At 53.3% G+C, this 20,943-nt stretch carries 20 protein-coding genes; 10 read left to right on the top strand and 10 right to left on the bottom strand.

Annotation, left to right across the window (positions count from 1 at the left end):
• The first annotated feature begins 5 nt into the window (after positions 1-5).
• The 9 genes from EDI29_RS13065 (at position 6) to EDI29_RS13025 (ending at position 10,061) form a co-directional block, all read left to right on the top strand.
• Positions 6-926, top strand: a complete 921-nt coding sequence (locus EDI29_RS13065) for an ABC transporter permease (RefSeq protein WP_014913740.1) — start codon at positions 6-8, stop codon at positions 924-926.
• Between the two features lie 8 nt (positions 927-934).
• A complete protein-coding gene (locus EDI29_RS13060) occupies positions 935-1,834 on the top strand; it encodes an ABC transporter permease subunit (RefSeq protein WP_107169064.1) in 900 nt (299 codons plus the stop codon).
• 8 nt (positions 1,835-1,842) lie between these two features.
• Complete coding sequence (locus EDI29_RS13055) at positions 1,843-2,928, top strand: DmpA family aminopeptidase (RefSeq protein WP_395303174.1); 1,086 nt, start codon at positions 1,843-1,845, stop codon at positions 2,926-2,928.
• 2 nt (positions 2,929-2,930) lie between these two features.
• Positions 2,931-3,752: a M55 family metallopeptidase gene (locus tag EDI29_RS13050; RefSeq protein WP_137741225.1), complete on the top strand. Its 822-nt coding sequence runs from the start codon at positions 2,931-2,933 to the stop codon at positions 3,750-3,752.
• A 59-nt stretch (positions 3,753-3,811) separates the two neighbouring features.
• Positions 3,812-4,759: an isoaspartyl peptidase/L-asparaginase family protein gene (locus EDI29_RS13045; RefSeq protein WP_137741224.1), complete on the top strand. Its 948-nt coding sequence runs from the start codon at positions 3,812-3,814 to the stop codon at positions 4,757-4,759.
• A gap of 204 nt (positions 4,760-4,963) precedes the next feature.
• Entirely contained in the window at positions 4,964-5,872 is a 909-nt protein-coding gene (locus EDI29_RS13040) for a LysR family transcriptional regulator (protein WP_137741223.1), read from the top strand.
• Between the two features lie 98 nt (positions 5,873-5,970).
• Entirely contained in the window at positions 5,971-6,834 is an 864-nt protein-coding gene (locus EDI29_RS13035) for a YicC/YloC family endoribonuclease (RefSeq protein ID WP_137741222.1), read from the top strand.
• Positions 6,835-7,064: 230 nt separating this feature from the next.
• Positions 7,065-7,376, top strand: coding sequence for a helix-turn-helix domain-containing protein (locus tag EDI29_RS13030; protein WP_137741221.1), 312 nt, complete (start codon positions 7,065-7,067; stop codon positions 7,374-7,376).
• Positions 7,377-8,387: 1,011 nt separating this feature from the next.
• Positions 8,388-10,061 (top strand): methyl-accepting chemotaxis protein, encoded by a 1,674-nt coding sequence (locus EDI29_RS13025; RefSeq protein ID WP_137741220.1) that lies wholly within the window; start codon positions 8,388-8,390, stop codon positions 10,059-10,061.
• Positions 10,062-10,090: 29 nt separating this feature from the next.
• Here EDI29_RS13025 and EDI29_RS22760 read toward each other — a convergent pair whose 3' ends face one another.
• Positions 10,091-10,249: a hypothetical protein gene (locus EDI29_RS22760; RefSeq protein ID WP_167494505.1), complete on the bottom strand. Its 159-nt coding sequence runs from the start codon at positions 10,247-10,249 to the stop codon at positions 10,091-10,093.
• Between EDI29_RS22760 and EDI29_RS13020 the strand changes: the two genes are divergently transcribed.
• Positions 10,248-10,805 (top strand): hypothetical protein, encoded by a 558-nt coding sequence (locus tag EDI29_RS13020; protein WP_137741219.1) that lies wholly within the window; start codon positions 10,248-10,250, stop codon positions 10,803-10,805. The genes EDI29_RS22760 and EDI29_RS13020 overlap by 2 nt on opposite strands.
• Positions 10,806-10,853: 48 nt before the next feature.
• Here EDI29_RS13020 and EDI29_RS13015 read toward each other — a convergent pair whose 3' ends face one another.
• From EDI29_RS13015 to EDI29_RS12975, 9 genes are all read right to left on the bottom strand, one after another.
• A complete protein-coding gene (locus EDI29_RS13015) occupies positions 10,854-11,399 on the bottom strand; it encodes a hypothetical protein (protein ID WP_193555662.1) in 546 nt (181 codons plus the stop codon).
• Between the two features lie 244 nt (positions 11,400-11,643).
• Entirely contained in the window at positions 11,644-12,828 is a 1,185-nt protein-coding gene (locus EDI29_RS13010) for an AI-2E family transporter (protein ID WP_137741217.1), read from the bottom strand.
• A 93-nt stretch (positions 12,829-12,921) separates the two neighbouring features.
• The gene (locus EDI29_RS13005) at positions 12,922-13,422 is read right to left on the bottom strand and encodes a GrpB family protein (RefSeq protein WP_137741216.1); all 501 of its coding nucleotides are present in this window, start codon (positions 13,420-13,422) and stop codon (positions 12,922-12,924) included.
• A gap of 109 nt (positions 13,423-13,531) precedes the next feature.
• Entirely contained in the window at positions 13,532-14,680 is a 1,149-nt protein-coding gene (gene lldD, locus EDI29_RS13000) for an FMN-dependent L-lactate dehydrogenase LldD (RefSeq protein ID WP_137741215.1), read from the bottom strand.
• Between the two features lie 200 nt (positions 14,681-14,880).
• Entirely contained in the window at positions 14,881-16,320 is a 1,440-nt protein-coding gene (aldA, locus tag EDI29_RS12995) for an aldehyde dehydrogenase (RefSeq protein ID WP_137741214.1), read from the bottom strand.
• Positions 16,321-16,609: 289 nt separating this feature from the next.
• Positions 16,610-17,539 carry a lysozyme inhibitor LprI family protein gene (locus EDI29_RS12990; RefSeq protein WP_137741213.1) on the bottom strand — a complete coding sequence of 310 codons (930 nt, stop codon included), beginning with the start codon at positions 17,537-17,539 and terminating at the stop codon, positions 16,610-16,612.
• Positions 17,540-17,599: 60 nt separating this feature from the next.
• Complete coding sequence (locus EDI29_RS12985; RefSeq protein WP_137741239.1) at positions 17,600-18,697, bottom strand: fatty acid desaturase family protein; 1,098 nt, start codon at positions 18,695-18,697, stop codon at positions 17,600-17,602.
• The gene (locus EDI29_RS12980; protein ID WP_137741212.1) at positions 18,697-19,824 is read right to left on the bottom strand and encodes a fatty acid desaturase family protein; all 1,128 of its coding nucleotides are present in this window, start codon (positions 19,822-19,824) and stop codon (positions 18,697-18,699) included. Before EDI29_RS12980 ends, EDI29_RS12985 begins: the two co-directional genes overlap by 1 nt.
• The gene (locus EDI29_RS12975; protein ID WP_137741211.1) at positions 19,817-20,941 is read right to left on the bottom strand and encodes a sterol desaturase family protein; all 1,125 of its coding nucleotides are present in this window, start codon (positions 20,939-20,941) and stop codon (positions 19,817-19,819) included. Before EDI29_RS12975 ends, EDI29_RS12980 begins: the two co-directional genes overlap by 8 nt.
• Between the last annotated feature and the right edge of the window lie 2 nt (positions 20,942-20,943).

Genomic DNA, 20,943 nt, shown 5'->3' with positions numbered 1-20,943 from the left:
ACGCCATGTTTGCTTATATCGTCCGACGTTTGCTGGAAATGATCCCGGTTCTGCTGGTGGTCTCCCTGTTAGTGTTCGGTTTTATAAAACTGTTGCCGGGCGATCCGGCACGTATTTACGCAGGGGCTGATGCGACGATTGAGGCGGTGGAAGCCGCCCGTCAGCAGCTAGGATTGAACGACCCGCTGCCGCAGCAGTATGTCCACTGGCTCGGCGGCCTGTTCAGCGGCGATCTGGGGGTGACGTACCGCACTCAGCAGCCCGTCATCGACGTCATCAGCAAGAGCTTTATGCCGACCATGTGGCTGGCGCTGGCAGGCTTTGTCTGGTCGGTGCTGCTTGGCCTGCTTATTGGCGTGGTTTCCGCGCTCAAGCGGGGGAAATGGCAGGACTGGACGCTGATGAGCTTCGCGGTCGGCGGGATTTCCATGCCGCCGTTCTGGCTCGGCCTGTTGCTGATTCAGTTTGTCGCCATGCCGTTCGGCGTCTTCTCCGTCAGCGGCTTTAATCAGCCCAGCGACATCATTCTGCCGGCGCTGACGCTCGGGGCATCAGTCGCTGCCGTGATGGCGCGTTTTACCCGCTCTGCGTTTCTGGAAGTCGCACAGGAAGACTACGTCCGTACCGCGCGCTCCAAGGGGCTACGCAATCGGCTAGTCACCTGGAAGCACGTGATGCGTAACGCGCTGATCCCAGTTATCACCATGCTGGGGCTGCAATTCGGCTTCCTGCTCGGTGGCTCCATCGTGGTTGAAAGCGTGTTTAGCTGGCCGGGTCTGGGCTGGCTGCTGATTGAATCAATCAAAACGCAGGATCAGCCGGTCATTCAGGCGCTGGTGATGCTGTTCGTATTTGAATTTATTGTCATTAATCTGTTGGTGGACCTGCTGTACGCGGTGGTCAATCCGGCGATTCGCCTACGTTAGGAGACACGATGAACCTCCCTTCCGAACCCGTCGTGGCCGCAGCCACGCTTGATGAAGAGACGATACGTTCGCCGTGGCGCGATTTCGTTCAGGTCTTTATCCGTAACCCGATGGCGCTGGTTTCCAGCGGCTTCGTCCTGCTGCTGGTACTGGTCGCGATTTTCGCCCCCTGGCTGGCACCGTGGAACCCCATGGAACCCGACTGGATGGCGCTGGCTTCACCACCTTCGGCGGCGCACTGGATGGGTACCGACGATCTGGGGCGCGATGTGATGAGCCGTATCATCTACGGCGCACGCATCTCGTTATACATCGGTATTTTCTCCGTCACACTGGGCATGCTGGTCGGTATCGTGCTCGGCCTGTTGGCGGGGTACTACGGCCGCTGGGTAGATACGCTGATCATGCGCGGTTCTGACGTGCTGTTCGCCTTCCCCGGCATGCTGCTGGCGATCGCGGTCGTCGCGATCCTCGGCCCTGGCCTGAATAACGTGATTATCGCCGTCGCCGTCTTCAGTGTACCGGTCTTCGCTCGCATCGTGCGTGCCTCCACGCTGTCGCTGAAACAGGCGGCCTATGTAGAAGCCGTGCGCTGCGCCGGTGCACCGGATCGCGTCGTGCTGATGCGCCACATCCTGCCCGGTACGCTGCCTAACGTGATCGTCTATTTCACCATGCGTATCGGCACCAGCATCCTGACCGCGGCAGGGTTGAGCTTTATCGGCCTTGGTCCAGAGCCGGACGTACCTGAATGGGGCAATATTCTGGCCATGAGCCGCAGCCTGATGATGGCGGGCGCGTGGCACGTCAGCGTGTTCCCCGGTCTGGCGATTTTCTTCACCGTGCTGGCGTTTAACCTGCTCGGGGATGCGCTGCGTGATACGCTCGATCCCAAACTGAAAAGCTGAGGAAGGCGATGCACGGCGATCACCCGATGAATGACTATCACCAGCAGCAGCAGGCGCTGTTGCTACAACGCTGGAAAACGACGCGGCAGTTGGGTACGCCGCGCTCGGCCAACGGGCCGCATAACCGCATTAGCGATGTGGCAGGCGTGCGCGTTGGCCACTGCACACTGGCGGCGGGGGAAGTGCAAACCGGCGTCACGGCGATTGTGCCGCCCGGTGAGAACCTGTTCACCCAGCCCCTGCCCTGCGGCGTGGCGGTGCTAAACGGCTTCGCTAAACCCGTCGGGCTGGTGCAGATTGAGGAGTTGGGACTGCTGCAAACGCCCATCCTGCTCAGCAACACGCTGGCAACCGGCACGCTGTTTACCACGCTGGTGCGCGATGCTATTTCCCGTAACCCAGAACTGGGCCGCACGCTGCCGACGGTTAACCCGCTGGCACTGGAGTGCAATGATGGTTGGCTGAACGACATTCAGGCGCTGGCAGTAACAGAACCTATGGCACGGCAAGCGCTGGACGACGCAGCGGACAGCTTCGCACGCGGCAGCGTCGGTGCCGGACGCGGTATGAGCTGCTTTAGCCTAAAAGGCGGCATCGGCACCGCATCGCGCCTGATCCCCGAATTGAACGCTACGCTCGGCGTGCTGGTGCTGGCAAACTTCGGCACGCTTTCCGCGCTGACGCTAGACGGCGTGCAGATGGGCGACGCCATCGCGCCCCTTCTACCGGGGCTCGCGCCGCAGCAGGACGCAGGCTCGATCATCATTATTATGGCGACAGATGCCCCGCTCGATGCCCGCCAGCTCAAGCGCATCGCCAAGCGCGCGGGCGCAGGATTAGGTCGGCTCGGCAGCTATTGGGGACACGGTTCCGGCGACATCGCCGTCGCGTTCTCCACCTGCTCACAGCCACAGCCGCCGGAGGATGCGCAGCTTGAATCGCTGTTAAGCGCCGCCGCTGATGCGACCGAATACGCGGTGCTCGACGCCATGCTTCAGGCTGACGCCGTGACCGGCTTTCGCGGCCATCATCGCCCGACGCTGCCACAGGCGTTGGATCGGCTGGCTGCAACTCTCTCTTCCGTAGGACATTGATTATGAAAATTTTTATCTCCGCCGATATTGAAGGAATCGCTGGCGTGATGCGCCCAGAGCAATGTAGCCCCGGCACCGCAGAATACCAGTTGGCGCGCGGCCTGATGGAACAAGAAGTGAACGCCGCGATTGACGGCGCGTTCGCGGGTGGTGCAACAGAGGTGGTGGTCGCCGACAGCCATGCGGCAATGGTTAACCTGCGTGCGGAGAATATCGACGCCCGCGCCCGGCTGGTACAGGGCAAACCGCGCGGCTATTCGATGGTCGAAGGGCTGGAACAGCAGCAGTTCGACGGCCTGATGTTTATCGGTTATCACAGCGCAGCAGGCGAGTTTGGCGTACTGTCGCACACCATCAATGGTCGCGCGTTCTACCGCGTGCGCATCAACGGTGAAATCATGGGGGAGAGCGATATCTACGCTGCCGCCGGAGTGGAACAGAAAACACCACTGTGGCTGGTCAGCGGCGACGATACGCTCCAGAGCTGGATTGCCCGCTACTACCCCGCCACCGATTACGCCTGCGTTAAACGCGCCATCTCGCAGCACGCAGCGGAATCCCTCAGCACCGAACAGGCGCGTCAGGTGATTCGTGATGCAGCCAAAGCGGCGGTGGAAAAAGCACACCGTACCCTGAATTCGCGGATTCAGGCACCCTACCGTCTCGAACTGATGGTGGCAAAACCGGTACTGGCCGATCTATTCTGTCTGCTGCCAAGCGTTGAACGTTTGGATGCCATAACCGTAGGTTATACCGCGCAGAACATGCAGGAAATCACCAGCCTGCTGGGTGCCTTTTCCTATCTGGCGACGACGCAAAACTGATTCCAGTTTATCCGCCCCTTATCCCGGGGCGTAAACCGACTGAAAAGAGACTTTATCGCATGACAAAACCCGTGATTGTGATCCACGGTGGCGCAGGCGCGCTGACCCGCTCGGCCATGAGCGCTGAAAAAGAGCAACGCTATCTGGCGGCGCTGTCCGAGATTGTCGCCAGCGGACAACGCATTCTGGCTGAAAATGGCAGCGCGCTGGATGCCGTAACGGAAGCCGTCCGTCTGCTGGAAGAGTGTCCGTTATTCAATGCCGGACACGGTTCGGTCTTCACCCACGCGGAAACCCACGAATTGGACGCCAGCATCATGGACGGACGCTCGCTGGATGCGGGTGCGGTCAGCTGTGTCAGCCATATCCGTAACCCGATTCTGGCAGCCCGTACCGTACTCGAAGCCAGCCCGCATGTGATGTTTACCGCCGACGGCGCGGAAGCCTTTGCACTGCAGCACGGTCTGGAAAGGGTTGATCCGACATTTTTCTCCACCGATGAACGCCGTCAGCAGCTCCATAACGCGCAGGCTGGCTCAGGTCGCGTCATCCTCGACCATGACGGTCAGAGCGACCCTATCGATCCCGACCGTAAGTTCGGCACCGTAGGCGCAGTTGCACTCGATAGTGCGGGCAACCTCGCAGCGGCAACCTCGACGGGCGGCATGACCAATAAACAGGCTGGGCGCGTGGGCGATAGCCCTATCATCGGCGCGGGCTGCTACGCCAACAACCAGACGGTCGCGGTTTCCTGCACGGGTACTGGCGAGGTCTTTATGCGCGCCGTCGCGGCCTATGATGTCTCTGCGCTGATGGAATACGCCGGACTCACGCTACAACAGGCCAGCGATCGCGTAGTGATGGAGAAACTCGTGCAGATGGACGGCAGCGGCGGGATGATTGCCGTGGACAAAGCCGGCAACATCGCCCTGCCGTTCAACAGCGAAGGCATGTATCGCGGCTATGGCTACGTGGGAGAAGCCCCCGTCGCCGATATTTATCGCTAACTTGCCAGCGCATCGAAAAAGAATCAAAACGCCCGATATCGGTGCATTGCACCATTATTGGGCATCAAAATAGTGCAGAAAGTGTTCTCATCGCTTATCCATCGACCATTCATCGCGGCCTTATAATCTGGCGTAATAATTGCAGACTTTTTGGTTATTACTCATACGATGCTCATCAGAAAGCATCAGCCGGAGCCTGCAACCATGCGATTACGTCATATTGAAATCTTCCAGGCCATTGTTCAGGCAGGCACCATCAGCGGCGCTGCCCGGCTGCTCAACGTCTCGCAGCCCAACGTCAGTCGGGTACTGAATCACGCGGAACAACAGCTCGGTTTTTCTCTGTTTGAACGTCGAACTCAGGGGATGGTCGCCACCGAAGAAGGGCTACGCCTGATCCCGAAAGTGCAGGAGCTCTTCAGCCACCTGCAAAGCATCAGTTCACTCACCGAACAAATCAAAACCAGCAAAGCCCACTCTGTACGACTGGGTGCGGCGCACGCGTTCGGGCAGATGGTCGTCGCACCAACGCTAGTGGAATTTCATAAGCAGGCAGCGTCGGTTAATGTCGAATTGGTGACCGAACATTTCAGCACGCTGTGCCAAAACATCCTGCAAAACCAGCTCGATTTTGCGCTGATATTTGGTCAACAGGTGCCATCCGAGCTGCTGGCAGAACCGTTATTCCAGTCCACGATGGTTGCCCTGCTGCCAAAAGACAGCCCGATAAACGGCCCTGTCTCGCTGGAATGGTTGTGCAACAACAATCTGCTGATGATGCAGCATCAGGACCCGCTCGGTCAGGTGGTACACCGTGCGCTGCGCGACAAGGCGCTACAGCCAGCCGCTTCGCTCTACATCAAAACCTACTCGGTGATTGCCGACATGGTGCTGGCAGGCGGCGGTGCGGGTATCGTCGATCTCTTCACTGCCTGTCGCTATGCCGACCAGCTAAAAATCGTCCCTATCGACCAGCCGCTGCCTTTTGAAGTCACACTGATCAGCCGCCGCGACAACCCGCAATCGCAGGCGACGCTGCAACTGAAACAGATGATGAAAAACCGCTGTCGCGACATCGCCAGACAGCACGAGACGCTGCTTTACGCCGCCTGATTCGCGACAGACGCCACGCCACGGACGGTTTTTCCTATCCCCTGTGCGGGACTCAACGCTATAATCCTCCTCATCATTTGCTTTACAGGTATGCACCAATGATTCGCAGCATGACCGCTTACGCCCGCCGAGAGATCAAGGGCAACTGGGGAAGCGCAGCCTGGGAACTGCGTTCCGTTAACCAGCGCTATCTGGAAACCTATCTTCGTTTACCGGAGCAATTCCGCAGCCTCGAACCGGTGGCGCGTGAGCGTATTCGCGCCCGTTTAACCCGTGGCAAAATCGAATGCAACCTGCGTTTTGAACTTGACCCGAGTGCACAAAGTTCGCTGATCCTGAACGAAAAGCTGGCAAAGCAGCTGGTTAATGCCGCCAATTGGGTCAAAATGCAGAGCGACGAAGGGGAAATCAATCCGGTTGATATTCTGCGCTGGCCGGGCGTGATGTCGGCAGAAGAACAGGATCTGGACGCCATCAGCGCTGAACTACTGAAAGCACTGGAAGGTGCGCTGGATGACTTTATCGCCGCGCGTGAAAGTGAAGGCAACGCGCTGAAAGCCTTGATTGAACAGCGTCTGGCTGGCGTCAGCGCCGAAGTCGTCAAAGTCCGCGCCCAGATGCCAAACATCCTGCTATGGCAGCGCGAACGCCTGCAAAGCAAGCTGGAAGATGCGCAGGTACAGCTGGAAAATAACCGTCTGGAACAGGAACTGGTGCTGATGGCGCAGCGCGTCGACGTCGCCGAAGAACTCGACCGCCTCGACGCTCACGTCAAAGAAACCTACAAAATCCTGAAAAAAGAAGAAGCCGTCGGCCGCCGCCTCGACTTCATGATGCAGGAATTCAACCGCGAATCGAACACGCTGGCCTCGAAATCCATCAACGCCGACGTCACCGCTTCAGCAATCGAGTTGAAAGTGCTGATCGAGCAAATGCGGGAACAGATTCAGAACATTGAGTGATTTATACTTCGCTTAAAAATTTCACATAACATACTGTTTTAATGTATTTTTTACCTTATATCGATTCGATAAACATAACGCAGCAATTATCGAAACATTGGATAGGTAGGTAACAAAGATATGTGATGCCATCAACCCCACCTTTCTAGAAGGTGGGGTTATGACTAACCGAACCAATACTACGTTATTCGTAGTATCTGGCTCAAGAAAAAACTACGATTCTCGTAGTCATGATGACAAGACAAAATTACCATGACATTTTCTGCCAACGGCTAAAACAGGCTCGCCTGGCAAAAGGCTTATCGCAAAAAAAACTCGGCATCGCTGCTGGTATCGATGAATTCGTCGCAAGCACGCGCATCAATCGCTATGAAAAAGGTGTCCACGAAGCAAGTATTGAAACTGCCCAGCAGTTAGCAGAAGCACTAGACGTACCGCTCGCCTACTTCTATACAGAGAACGATGAGTTAGCCGAAATGATGCTGGCATTTTTGGCATTACCGCCGGAGAAAAAAGCTGAGGTTCTGGCATTTATGAAGTGAGGGGCATGAGTACTGGTCTGCAAGGGATTTATCTAAGCGAATCGCTGATCGCAGAAACTGCCACAGGGCTCCTTTTCACTCAAATCCTACGATAAAGAGCCGGATACCAATGCCCCTGCCAGTAGACCACTCCCACTATTTATCTTATTCTCACACGCAGCCCAATTAACCGTTTTTAAGCCTGATATGGCACCAAATGGAGTGAAAATGAGTAAACCAACGGTTGTTTTTATCGTCGTCGCCGTCATCGTCGGCTTAGGTAGCCACTTTGGTTGGTGGTAAGTACGATAGATAGATACCTGCCGTACCCCAGGCTTCATGTACGTTGGCTTTCCTTAAATGCTAATCATCGTGGGCCTGCCTCCAGAACGCCGCCGTTTGAAAAATAGGCCCAAGTTTAAAATTGCATCCATTCTGGCAGAATAAGATCGCATTATCCGATTCCATAACGTGCTAAAAATGAAGAAACGCAGCGTAGTGTTGTTGGCTTATGCTTATTATTTTATAAATTTAATTGTTATTGATTAAATTATTTTTGATATGAAGCATAATGATATCGTTTCATTTTTTTTAAAATTTAAATGGCATTTATAATATTGTTTACACTGTAAATTTTACGTTACTTATTTTAATAAATCGTTCAGTTACTATTTTCACACCTCAGTTGATTTTAACGATCGATATTTTTATATTGATAGGTTTTCCCTTTTTATTTTTTGTTTTTAAATGCTATAAACGATCAATTTAATGAAGATTTTATTTCGTTAGCCGATAATCCATGCGGTATCAAGGTGTGACAAGAGTCGTGCATCGATTGTAAAAAACCGATGATATTAATACAGCACGTAAAATGGCATATCGCATTGTTAACAAATAGTTTTATCATTCCGTGCGGTTCTCGAAAAATGATGACCTACCATTGCTAACAGCACCATTCATCCACGCTTAATACCAATTTAGTGATCCCAAAAATATAACGTTAATAACTATCAACTAGATAAAGGAAGAATCATGAGTGTGGCTAACTGGCGTATTGGTTATCGACTGGGAATCGGCTTCACAGGGCTAATTGCCATGCTGTTTGCTGTCGGTATTTTATCAATAATGAAACTGTCCGGTTTCAATCAAAACGCCAAATTGATTGTGACGGACACGTATGCAGATACGGTTGATGCAAATAACCTGCGCAATTTGGTCAATCAAACCGTGATTGCCTATGAAGGTTTATTATTAGTTTCCGACGATAAGCAGTTACGTGATGCATTAAACGTAATCGAGGATATTCGTAAGAATGGCGGAGCCTTAGTAAAAAAGATCGATCAAGACACGCAAGAAACTAACGATCCTAATCTCAGCAAAATCATGTCGGACATGTTGCTGATACGAAACGATTTTATCGCTTCAGGCAATAAAATCATCGCCGCGATGACGGCGGGAGACCGTGAGACCGCGTTGGCTGAATTCCACGATCGTTTGGATAATACACAACGCCAGTTCAGCGAAAAAATTCTCCATTATGTCGATTACAAAGATAATGGTATGACACAGATGTTGGATGTCATGGATGCAGACTTTGGAGATGCACGTTTATTCTTGCTGGCTTTCATGGGCATCGGCGCATTGCTCGGTGCTATCGCTGCATGGTTAATTACACGTAGCGTAACCCACCCCATCAAACAGGCATTGACCGTCGCCGAACGCGTGGCGAAAGGCGATCTGACTTCTCAGGTTGTTATCGAGCGTCAAGATGAAACCGGCCAGTTGTTAACGGCACTGGATAACATGAATACCAGTTTGCGCCATATTGTGAGCCAGGTTCGCGACGGGTCGGAAGCCATTTCTACAGCAGCATCACAGATCGCAGCAGGTAATCAGGATTTGTCAGCCCGTACTGAAGAGCAAGCCAGTTCACTGGAACAAACGGCTTCATCAATGGAAGAGCTTACCTCCACCATCAAAAATACGGCAGACAATACGCGTCAGGCCACCGCCGTTTCCCTTCAGTCCTCACAGGCGGCCAAGACCAGCAGTGATGTGATGGCATCAGTGACGCACAAAATGCGCGGTATTCGAGATTCGTCACATCGGATGGCGGAAATTATCGGCGTGATTGACGGCATCGCCTTCCAGACCAATATTCTGGCGCTGAACGCTGCCGTTGAGGCGGCGCGCGCGGGCGAACAGGGTCGCGGTTTTGCGGTCGTCGCCAGCGAGGTACGTTCTCTGGCGCAACGCAGCGCCACGGCGGCAAAAGAGATCAAAGAGTTGATTGATGATTCGGTGAATAAGGTACAGGAAGGGATGCAACTGGTCGATTCTGCCGAAGCGACAATGAATAATCTGACTGGCCATGTCTCCGACGTCAATGCCATCATTGCTGAGATTTCTCAGGCAAGTCAGGAACAGAGCGACGGTATCAGCCAGGTTAATATTGCCGTTGGGCAAATCGATACCACAACGCAGCAAAATGCCGCGCTGGTCGAAGAGTCCGCTGCGGCAGCCCTATCATTACAATCTCAGGCTACGGCACTAACACAAACGGTCAGTGCTTTTAAATTGACCTCACAGGCCACGTCAGGGCGACTATCTCTTCAGCCAGAACTGGCCTTCGAAACAGCAGGCAAGCTAGCGAGCAACTCTTTAGCAAAGCCAAAAAATGATTCGCAGGACTGGACGTCTTTCTAATATATCGCAGGGCCACAGCGGTGGCCCAATCATTGACGCTTTCCTGCACCGTTGAATTTTTCCAACGCTAATGTTTTCATAACCGCCTGATTCCGAATAAACAGCGAGTTTTTAATAGGAACCTCTCTTCTCCACACCATTTCCAGGGCATCCTCACTCGCAGCAAAACAGGGAAAAACAACCGTCATGCGTTATCTCGTCCTCCCGGTCATTCTTCTTGCCTTAACAGGCTGCCAGGCGATTACCACCTTCGATAAATACGCCACGCTGCGTCTTTACGAAGTCTATGAAGCCGAAAACCTTTCCGCCTGCGATTACAAACCTAAATTTCGTGACTGTACTGTGGATAAGCGATCTTTTAACGTCAGAATTACTGACGATAAAAGCAAAATTGCGTTAGTGGTAGGAAAGCGCTATGCCTATTTTGGCTTCACGCGTGATGATTTTTCGCGCCAAACGCAGCCGCTGCGTGATTTCCTGATTTGGGCGGAAGATCCGAACGCGCAAGACAAACAGATCAAGCAATTACGCAAAGCCGGAAACGTTGGCGGAAGCCTGTTTTACAACAGCGAAAGGGAATATCAGTTCGATTACCTGCATACGCGCGCCGATATTCCTCTACTTGTTGTTAAGCCTCATGAAAACGCCAATTCTTACGGCCTGACCATCGATGAAGTGAAAAACCTGCTATCGGTGATGGACGCCTGGTATGCCGGCACGTTCTCAGGAAAACAACTGACGTAAACGCGGTAAAGACGGCCAGACAAGTTTTACGTCTGGCCGAGTATTTCATTAAAATTTCTGCATTCTGGAAGAGAACTGGCCGCAGTTTTTCAGCATCAAATCTTTGACAGGTCGGCGATCGTAGTAGCCTTTTTCGGTCTTGAATACTTCGTAAACTTCAATACGCCGCGGTGAATACGGTCCAACAAACTCGCCTGTGACATAATAGTAATTCCCCACTACAGGTTTAAACGTCACGGTACTAAATCCACCATTACCTGCAATCATTCTGACCGCAATGTTATGTTGCGCACTGACCCAAAATTCACGAATCATCGTTGGCGTTTCTGGAATAGCCGGAAAGCCGAGCTCTTTGTTATTGAGCTTAGTTTGGAACCCAAATGCATTATTGGTGTAGCCATTTTCTGGCGCATCAATATTAATACATCTATCGGTCGTCGGATAAACACGAATATAGTCGAGATTGCGATTATCGAATGTGATCCCTACGCGGTCAGCCCCCTGATAATCTTCCAGCTTATGACTATAGGTCGCAACCGAACATCCGCTAAGTAATAACGCCCCCATTCCTATCAGGAGAAATTTCCCAAACATAACCATCCCTTACTTTTATAAAATCAGAAATTCCTGATTATTTTTCGCCGTTTTTTCTTCGAAAATTTATGTTGTATTACTTAACCTTAAACATTATTGAAGAACGAGGCAATTTCTCTCTATTGCACCGCACGACGAAAAAAATCCCTGAACCCACAAGAGATATCTGCCGTAAAGCAAGAGATTTGAACGTAAGAGGAATCAGCCGAAGCCGATCCCCCTTACTCACGACTAGACGGCAAACTTACTCCGTGGTCTTGCGTTCAACAGCCTGACCTTCCACCACCTGGCCTTCTAGCGCCTCACTCTCTTCCGGTTTTGCCATACTCGGGTGCTGACGGCCCTCTTCGATAAAATCTTCGTCGATGCCTTCAATATTTTCCTGATTATCGCGGCCAGACAGAATGTTCCAGCAGGCGATGAACAACGCCGCAATCAACGGGCCAATCACAAAGCCGTTAATACCGTAGATTTCCATGCCGCCCAGCGTGGCGATCAGAATCAGGTAATCCGGCATTTTGGTGTCTTTCCCCACCAACAGCGGACGCAGAATGTTATCCACCAGCCCAATCACCAGCACGAAGAACGCGACAATGAAGATGGCTTGCCAGAGCATATCTGTAGCGAACAGGAAGACGGCGGCAGGCACCCAGATAATCGCCGAACCCACAGCGGGGATCAGCGACAAGAACGCCATTAGCGAGCCCCATAGCAGGCTGCCTTCTATTCCTGCAATGGAGAACGCAATGCCGCCCAGTGTTCCCTGCACAATCGCCACAACGGCGGTGCCTTTCACGGTCGCCCGCGATACAGCAGCAAACTTCACCAGCAGGTGATGCTTAACATGGGTAGACAGCGGCAGCGACTCCAAAATCAGGTTCACCAGATAGGAACCGTCTTTCAAGAGGAAAAAGAGCAGATAGAGCATCACCCCGAAACCGATAAAGAAGGTGAACGTCCCCTTGCCGATCAGCAGCACGCTTCCTGCCAGATATTGCCCGCCTTTCAGCGCAACCTGAGACAGCTCTTGCTGTATTTTGGCAGCGTTATCCAGATTGTGCTCCACCAGGAAATGCCGCGCCCACTTCGGCAGATGCTGAAGCAACTCCGCCAGTACCACAGGGAATTGCGTATTGCTGTCCTGCAATCGGGTGTAAACCCCGTTAATTTCAACCACCAGCGAGGAAACAATCACGCCCAATGGAATGAAGACGATCAGGAAGATGATCAGAACCGTCAGCAGCGAGGCAACGCCGTTGCGATCGTTCAATTTTTGCCGAATCTTGCTTTTCAGCGGATGGAAGATAATGGCCAACACTGCCGCCCATAAGATGGCGGAATAATACGGCGCCAGTATGTCAAAAAACGCCAGTGTGACGGCAAATAGGATCAGGATGAAGAATCCCTTCGTAAGCCCTTTAATATTCACAACGATTTCCCCTTCGTTCAATCTATCCCCGAAATATAGAACGAAGTAGGACGTTTGCAATACAGGAAAAAGCGCATAGTGCTGAGGAAATGGCTATGCACGCGCCTCATGCGTTGCGATAAAGTCATTTTTTAACTGACTATACACTGCGGCATCGTTGTCACATGCCAGTGCAGCGGCACGCTTTATTGCCGCGTATTCCGCACACACGGAAGGATTAGCCCGCAGATAATCACGAAAGGCCAGGTGCCGCTGAATATGCTCGTTACCCACCACAAAAGCGTGAAGATGATGAGTACGCGCCTCGCCACCCTTGGTGTAGTAACGGCGTCCCGCCATGCCATTTTCGCCGCGCGGATGATAGCCCAAATCGATCATGACGCAATCTAGCCTGTCCAACTCGGACAGCGAAACCACTTCCAGCAGCATATCAATCACCGGTTTAGCGGGTAGCCCCGGCACGGCCGTACTACCGATGTGATGCACTCTCACCGCAATAGCGCCGAGCGCCTGCGCTAGTGCTCTCGCCGCTGTTGCGTAATTCGTCACCCAATGTGGATCGTAATCCACCACGACTATTGTTCGTCTGCCCATTCACGTATCCCCACGTCTTATCGCATACAGGTTATAACGTTTAGGGGAAGGTTCAAAAGCCCGCGGCGGGAGGATGATCCTTGCCGTCTGATTAGCGCTTACAGGCTATTCAATCGCTGCGGGTCGCCTGCACCAACGAATCTGCGGTAATGTCGGCAATGGATTTAGCGCCCGTGAGCGTCATCGCTACACGCATCTCTTTTTCGATCAGGTTCAGCAGGTTAACCACGCCCGCTTCACCTGCCGCCGCCAGTGCGTAGACAAACGCACGCCCGAGCATCACACCGTCCGCACCCAGTGCAATCATGCGCACCACATCTAGCCCGGTACGAATACCGGAATCCGCCAGAATAGTGATATCGCCTTTCACCGCATCGGCTATCGCTGGCAGTGCGCGTGCCGTCGACAGCACGCCATCCAACTGACGACCACCATGATTGGAAACCACAATCCCGTCTGCGCCAAACCTCACCGCTTCTTTGGCATCTTCCGGGTCGAGGATACCTTTGATGATCATCGGCCCTTTCCACAACTCGCGAATCCACGCCAAATCCTGCCATGAAATAGAGGGATCAAAATTCTCCGCCAGCCAGCCGATATAGTTTTCCAGCGTCGTCGGCGTACCGCGATAGGCGGAAACATTCCCCAAATCGTGCGGCTTACCGTTCAGCCCGACATCCCACGCCCATTGTGGATGAGTAACCGCCTGTAAAATGCGCCGTGTCGCCGCATTCGGTCCACTCATGCCTGAATGCGCATCACGATAGCGCGCACCTGGCGTCGGCATATCCACGGTAAATACCAATGTCTTCACCCCCGCCGCCTGTGCACGCTCCAGCGCATTACGCATAAAACCACGATCTTTTAGCACATAGAGTTGGAACCACATCGGGCGATCGATGGCGGGAGCCACTTCCTCAATCGGGCAGACTGAAACGGTGGATAAGGTAAACGGAATCCCTTTCTGTGCTGCCGCTCGAGCAGCCTGTACTTCGCCGCGTCGGGCATACATACCGGTCAGTCCAACGGGTGCGAGCACCACCGGCATCGCCAGCTTTTCACCGAACAGCTGTGTTTCCAGGCTCAGGTCGGACATATTTTTCAGGATTCGCTGGCGCAGCGCGATATCTGCCAGATCGGCAGTATTGCGCCTGAGCGTGTGCTCGTTATATGCCCCGCCGTCAATATAGTGAAAAAGAAACGGCGGCAGCTTGCGCTGCGCTGCCGCTCGGTAGTCCGTTGAAGCAGAGATGATCATCGTCCTTTCCCATCCTTCTTCTTGTTTGTGCCACTGTTACGGTAAGTGGCATGACCGTGGATAAAACTCATACCGATCGTTTAAAGATCGAGATACCGGGGGCTACCACGGTGCGAGGTATCCCTGCGGGAACCTCATCACCGTGTTTCCCCCTCAATCCACACTTAGGCAAGCATCATTACCTTTGGTGAAATTGCCTTTTAGTGAAATTGAAGGTACGCGACATGCGTTTGCAGATATTCCTGCAAGCCGTGCTTGCCGTCCGCTCCACCCACACCGGATTTACGCCAGCCCGCATGGAATCCCTGCATCGCTTCGAAGTTTTCGCGGTTAATGTAAGTTTCGCCGAACTTCAGCCCTTTCAGCGCCTTCATCGCGGTGTTGATATTTTGAGTATAGATCGACGACGTCAGGCCATATTCGCTGTCGTTCGCCATTGCAATCGCTTCTTCCAACGTGTCGAAGGTCGCTACCGGCAGCACCGGCCCAAACACTTCTTCGTGCATGATCGGCATGTCTTGTTTCACATCCACCAGCAGCGTTGGCGGGTAGAAATAGCCTGTACCGCTTTCGCGCTGGCCGCCGAGCAGCACTTTCGCGCCCTGTGATACCGCTTTCGCCACTTTGTCTTCTACACGCTGTCGCGCCGCCGCACTGATCAACGGCCCCATATCCAGCGCTTTTTTCTCCGCCGTATTGCCGAAGGTCACCTGCTCCATCGCGGCTTTAATACGCGTGATAAAGTCGTCGTAAATGCCTTTCTGCACGTAAACGCGCTCCGCGCAGTTACACACCTGCCCGCTGTTGATCACGCGAGAGCTGACAATCGCTTTGACGGCCAGATCGAGATCGGCGTCATCCATCACGATGGCAGGCGCTTTTCCGCCCAGTTCCAGCGACACCTTCGTGACGTTCTGCGCCGCCGCCGTCATGGTGGCAATCCCCGCCGCCACGCTGCCGGTCAGGCTGACCATGCCGACTTTCGGGTTAGCGGCCAGCTCTTGCCCTACCGTCGGGCCGTAGCCGGTAACGAAATTGATGACGCCTTTCGGCAGGCCAATTTTGTGGATGATTTCGGCGAAAATCACCGCATTATTCGGTGTGATCTCGCTCGGTTTAATGACAATGGTGTTGCCGGTGATCAGCGCCGGAGCCGCTTTACGCGCGATCAGGAAGAAGGGGAAGTTCCACGGCAGAATGCCGGTCGTGACGCCAATCGCTTTGCGGAAGACGAAGATATTTTCATTCGGGCGGTCGCTTTGAATGATTTCGCCTTCATAACGGCGCGCCCACTCCGCCATGTAGTCGAGGTAGTCAGCGGTGAATAGCACTTCCGTCTGCGCCAGACCGTGCGTTTTGCCGCCTTCTGCGATGATAGTGTCGGTCAGTTCGGCTTCACGCTCGCGAATACCATCGGCAATCTTGTGCAGCCAGACGCCGCGCTCAACCGCAGGCAGCGCTTCCCAGCCCGGCTGTGCGGCTTCTGCCGCCTCTATCGCTCTCTTTGCATCGTCAGCGGAGCCTTCCGGGATCTGCGAAATAACCTGTTCTGTGGCCGGGTTCACCACATCAATCCACTTCCCGCTTCTGTTTTCAACAAACTCACCGTTGATGTACATACGTTTCTGGGTGGTGCTCATGTCAGGCATCTCCAAAGTAGGGTTAGAGAATACAACGCATAAACGAGTTGTTAATAAAACACGTCTTTTTTGTGAAGTTTTGCCATGCTGCGCGTTCTGCGCTGCATTTACCTTTTCATGGCTGCCATCTCAGTCTAGCAAGTGGCAAAAAAGTCATGCTGAGAACGCCTGACGTAACACTTTTGCAAAGTATCGGAGAATGCAGGGGAATAACGGCAGAGTGGGAATGAACGGGGCGGTGACAGACGCCGCATTCCACTACGGCGTCAGTCTGTAAAGCAGGGAAATTTTACTGTTCGTCGACTTTTACTATCTCTTCCTTCACCTTCCACTTGCCGCCCACCAGCTCGCGGGTGGTAGCGACCATCGCCTTCTTCTCTTCGGAGTAGGCTTCCGTGGTTTCGACAATCAGGACAGGCTTATTATTGGCTATCTGATAGGTAGACCATTGGTGCCAGCAGCAGCCGCTTTTGGTAAACGTCGTGATGGTCTTACTTTTCTCATCAATCTCGAACAGGCCGAGGTTGGAGCTGGCTAACTCGGTCAGCGGCGCATTCTGGGTAAACTGCTGCTTTTCCACATCAAACAGGTAGACGTCATAAGACGGCCCGCCGTAAGCACCGCTGTTGCCATTACGCAGCATGATATCCGCATGGTGATCGAAGTTAGCGTCATCAATCACTAGTCCGCTGTTGTTCTCACCGTAGACCTCGACCAGATTCGCGGTGACTTCACCCTTATTGTTCAGCTCGATGAACATATTTTCCATGTTGATACGCTGGAACAGGTCACCACGCCCTTTCTTAAAGATATCCAGCGTACCGGGGCCTTCGCAGGTTGAGTAAGAAGAGTCGAGATTGCACGTCGCCACGCTGAGAACGAAGTCCCACTGGCCTGATGCCTGAGTAATCAGGGAAATATTTTCACTGCCGGAAAGCGCCTGAATACGGGAAACCATCTCATTCCCCAGACAAACATCATCCTTACAGCGGTCACGCTCTGCCAGCCACGTGCGCTGCTCCTGACGTGCTTGCGCTTTGTCTGCCTTTTTCACATAAGCCTGATAGGCCTTGTTTAATACCGCATCGAGCTGCTGCAAACGGCTGCTGGCACAAATCATTTTCTCGGTGTCTGTGCTGGCCTTGCTGCAATCCATCGCCCAGACGGACGAGGTGAAGAAAAACAGCAGGGATGAAACGGCCAGAGATAAATAACGCATGAAGTCTCGCTCCTTGAATACAAATGAAAATCTAACTTATTAATAAATATAGATAACAGGCTATTTCTTGCTGCCATTTCCCATCTTTTTAAGAAAGCGCTGCTGTTCAACTAAAATCGCTTTCAATGTAATGCATTGATAATCAATGCCGTAACGCGGGGCAACCTCCGCAATAATTTTCGACAGCGCGGGATAGTGCCGATGATTCCAGTTGGGGAAAATATGGTGAGTCAGGTGCATATTGAGCTGCCCCAACCAGTAACCAAGCCAGACGGGCCGAGTCGTCCAGTCCACCGTGGTGGAAAAGACGTGCTGATAGCGACCATGCCTGAATAAGCCATCTTCCGGTGCCTGATAGAACGTCCCTTTTGCCCAATGCGACCCCAGAATCAGGACGACAAAAATCAGCGATGACAGCATCTGGCTCAGCAGATAAACCAGCAACAGCGCACCGGCGCTGACGGGTGTCGGCGACAACAACCAATAGGGGATCGCCAATGCCAGCAGAGTATGCAGCGCTTTTGATAACAGAAAAATACCCCAGCCCTTACCGCCTTGAAGCGTCATATTGCGCGTCACCTGCGTTTTCCCCGCGCGATCGATCCAGTCAAAAAACCAGATGATGCAGGGGAAGGTCAGCGACGCCACCATCGGCCAGTAGTAGCGCTGGGCGCGCATAAAAAAGCGAAACCGGTGGTAGGGTGATTGCCGCAAGACGCCGTTCTCTTCGATATCCAGATCGTAGTGCTGCACGTTGACGTGCGCATGATGAAAAATCACATGCCGCACGCGCCAGCAGTCGGAATCCATACCGAGCGGAATACTCACCACAATATTGAGCAGGCGATTCGCCCACGGCCGCCGGAAAAAGACGTTATGCGAGGCGTCATGCACCACGTTCACCGCCAGAAACATGGCGGTAAAAATAAAGCCAAAGTAGCAGCCAGCAAACCCCCACAGCGTCGTCTGCCAGAGGCTGAAACCATAAAACGTCAGGCACAGCACCACCAGAAACAGCATCTTGCCGATAAACCCCGCATTGGCAAAACGGTGGTCGCCCGTTGCTGCCAAATAGTCATTCGCGGCTTTCATCAGCGCCCGATGCAATGCCAGATCGCGACCTTGTTCATAGCGCAGCGGCTTCAGCGGTGCGAGCATCATCCTTCCTCTGAGCCATGTTTCACGGTGCGTTGATCGTTCCCCTCACCCATCGATTTTAAAAACCGACGCTGGCTAGCCAGTAGCTCACGATAGGTAATGCAGCGATAGTTCATACCATGCTCGGCGGCCACGCGCCGTAAGATACCGGCGAGCGCGGGATAATGCCGGTGATGCCATCCGGGGAAAAGATGGTGTGTCAGGTGCAGGTTTAACCCTCCCGTCCAGTGCTCAAGCCAGCGCGGCGTCGGCAGCCAGTCACAGGCGGTCGCAAAGTTGTGCTGATACCAGCCTTGAGGCATCGCCTCTGTATCGGCAACGGCATAAAACTCAGCTTCAGCCCAGTGCGTACCCAGCAGTAAAAACACCACCAGCAACGAGGCCAACATCTGCCCCAGCAAATAGCTTAGCAGCACGATGCCCGGACTAACGCCGTGCGCCGCCCCCACCATGATGGGAATCACCAATAACAGCAGGAGATGACCGATTTTACTGCCGATAAAAATCAACCATCCATCACAGCCTGATTGCGCCGAGCGGGCCTTGACGGGGGTTTTACCCAAGCGATCGGCCCAATCAAAAATCCAGGCGATATAAGGGAGCGAGAACGCGGCCACCAGCGGCCAGTAAAGATGCTGATAACGCATGTAGGAACGGTGGCGCTGAAAAGGCGTTTGGCGGAAAACCCCATTCTCTTCCGTATCCAGATCGTAATGTTCCACATTCGGATAAAGATGGTGGAAGTCCACATGACGCAAACGCCAGTAATCGGGATCGATGCCTAATGGCAACGTGACGATGCGCCCAACCACGCGGTTCAGTGTCTGGTTGCGGAAAAAGGTATTATGGGAGGCGTCATGATTCACGATGATATTCAATAACATCGACAGCATAATGAAAGAAAAATAGCTCAGGAAGAACGCCCATGCCGCCTGCTGCACTAAACAAAGGGCATAACAGGCGATGCAGCATAAAAAGAGTAATCCGGCCTTAATAAATTGTCCGCTATCGGCAAAGCGATGATCGTGATTAGCGCGGAGATAGGCCGACGTTTCCCGCTGTAATGCCCGATGGAAAGCCTGTTCGCCCTTCGCAGGATACAGTTTGGCGGGAAGCACACTAGACATTTTCATGCTCCTCAGTCAGGGGACGCCGGCCCCAGCCGACCGCCATCGCCAGCCCGTGCAGCGCCAGCATCAGCATCGCCATCTTCCAGTAGAGCGCTTCCCAGCCCAGATAGACAAGAAACACGGCAGGGAATAGCAGCCCCACCAGCAGCCAAACGTAAATACCCCAGCGTCTTCCTTCGGAAATGCCGCCCAGCGCAACCGCCCCTGCCACCAGCAATAGGAAGAGCGCCGCCTGCGACAGATCGGCGGAATCATAGCCGTAGCCATACAGGTAGACGTAGCCCACCACCAGCGCAAACAGCAGCATTGCACCAGCGATCAACGCCATCGGCGCACAGTGAAACGTCGCGCGACGCGTACGGCGCACCGACAGTTTCAGGTAAGACATAAACGGCAGGTTACTGGCCCAAAACGGGTTTTTCGAGGGTATTTCCCGACCCGCGCCATAGCGGAAAGGCGTATCGGGCAGCTGTGGGCAAAAACTACCAAACAGTTTGTCCCAAAAAATAAAAGTGCCGCCGAAATTCTTATCGGCATACGCACGGTCATTCACGTGGTGTACGCGATGGTGTGCTGGCGTCACCAGCACCTTTTCCAGCCAGCCCAATTTGGGCGTCATGGCGTTATGGTTAAACAGTTGAACGCTGTAATGCAGGATGGACACGGTAACGAACACGTACAGCGGAACGCCGAGCAGCGCCAGAATCAGGAAGAACGGAATTGAAGTCAGCGAGGAATACCAGGAGTTACGCACGCCCAGCGACAGATTAAAATGCTCGCCTTGATGATGCACCACATGCACCGCCCACAGCACGCCGAAGGTATGGTGCAGGCGATGTAGCCAATAGAAACCGAAATCCCAAGCAAGTATCGCGAACAGCCACATCAGCACTGGCGGCCAGGTTTCCACCCAGCCAAAACTGAAATGCGCCGCGACATAGCCATAGCAAAAAATTTCCACGCTGCGAAAAAGCCACAGCATGATATGCCCTGAATTCAGGTTGAAAACCACGTCATGCCAGTTCACCGTTTCACGCTGCATCCACTGTAAAACCAGCGCTTCACCAATCACTACAACCAGCATGAAGACAATGGGTAGTGCCAAATCGATCATGA

Source organism: Pectobacterium polonicum (assembly GCF_005497185.1).
Taxonomy (GTDB): domain Bacteria; phylum Pseudomonadota; class Gammaproteobacteria; order Enterobacterales; family Enterobacteriaceae; genus Pectobacterium; species Pectobacterium polonicum.
The sequence above is the reverse complement of the archived record's forward strand: the minus strand, read 5'-3'. Positions and strand labels throughout refer to the sequence as shown.

Coding starts and splice junctions, on each gene's coding strand:
- EDI29_RS13030 (WP_137741221.1), top strand. CDS start 7,065: ATGATGACAAGACAAAATTACCATGACATTTTCTGCCAACGGCTAAAA.
- EDI29_RS13045 (WP_137741224.1), top strand. CDS start 3,812: ATGACAAAACCCGTGATTGTGATCCACGGTGGCGCAGGCGCGCTGACC.
- EDI29_RS12985 (WP_137741239.1), bottom strand. CDS start 18,697: ATGCTCGCACCGCTGAAGCCGCTGCGCTATGAACAAGGTCGCGATCTG.
- EDI29_RS13025 (WP_137741220.1), top strand. CDS start 8,388: ATGAGTGTGGCTAACTGGCGTATTGGTTATCGACTGGGAATCGGCTTC.
- EDI29_RS12990 (WP_137741213.1), bottom strand. CDS start 17,539: ATGCGTTATTTATCTCTGGCCGTTTCATCCCTGCTGTTTTTCTTCACC.
- EDI29_RS13055 (WP_395303174.1), top strand. CDS start 1,843: ATGCACGGCGATCACCCGATGAATGACTATCACCAGCAGCAGCAGGCG.
- aldA (WP_137741214.1), bottom strand. CDS start 16,320: ATGAGCACCACCCAGAAACGTATGTACATCAACGGTGAGTTTGTTGAA.
- EDI29_RS13050 (WP_137741225.1), top strand. CDS start 2,931: ATGAAAATTTTTATCTCCGCCGATATTGAAGGAATCGCTGGCGTGATG.
- EDI29_RS22760 (WP_167494505.1), bottom strand. CDS start 10,249: ATGACGGTTGTTTTTCCCTGTTTTGCTGCGAGTGAGGATGCCCTGGAA.
- EDI29_RS12980 (WP_137741212.1), bottom strand. CDS start 19,824: ATGTCTAGTGTGCTTCCCGCCAAACTGTATCCTGCGAAGGGCGAACAG.
- EDI29_RS13020 (WP_137741219.1), top strand. CDS start 10,248: ATGCGTTATCTCGTCCTCCCGGTCATTCTTCTTGCCTTAACAGGCTGC.
- EDI29_RS13060 (WP_107169064.1), top strand. CDS start 935: ATGAACCTCCCTTCCGAACCCGTCGTGGCCGCAGCCACGCTTGATGAA.
- EDI29_RS13040 (WP_137741223.1), top strand. CDS start 4,964: ATGCGATTACGTCATATTGAAATCTTCCAGGCCATTGTTCAGGCAGGC.
- lldD (WP_137741215.1), bottom strand. CDS start 14,680: ATGATCATCTCTGCTTCAACGGACTACCGAGCGGCAGCGCAGCGCAAG.
- EDI29_RS13005 (WP_137741216.1), bottom strand. CDS start 13,422: ATGGGCAGACGAACAATAGTCGTGGTGGATTACGATCCACATTGGGTG.
- EDI29_RS13035 (WP_137741222.1), top strand. CDS start 5,971: ATGATTCGCAGCATGACCGCTTACGCCCGCCGAGAGATCAAGGGCAAC.
- EDI29_RS12975 (WP_137741211.1), bottom strand. CDS start 20,941: ATGATCGATTTGGCACTACCCATTGTCTTCATGCTGGTTGTAGTGATT.
- EDI29_RS13015 (WP_193555662.1), bottom strand. CDS start 11,399: ATGTTTGGGAAATTTCTCCTGATAGGAATGGGGGCGTTATTACTTAGC.
- EDI29_RS13065 (WP_014913740.1), top strand. CDS start 6: ATGTTTGCTTATATCGTCCGACGTTTGCTGGAAATGATCCCGGTTCTG.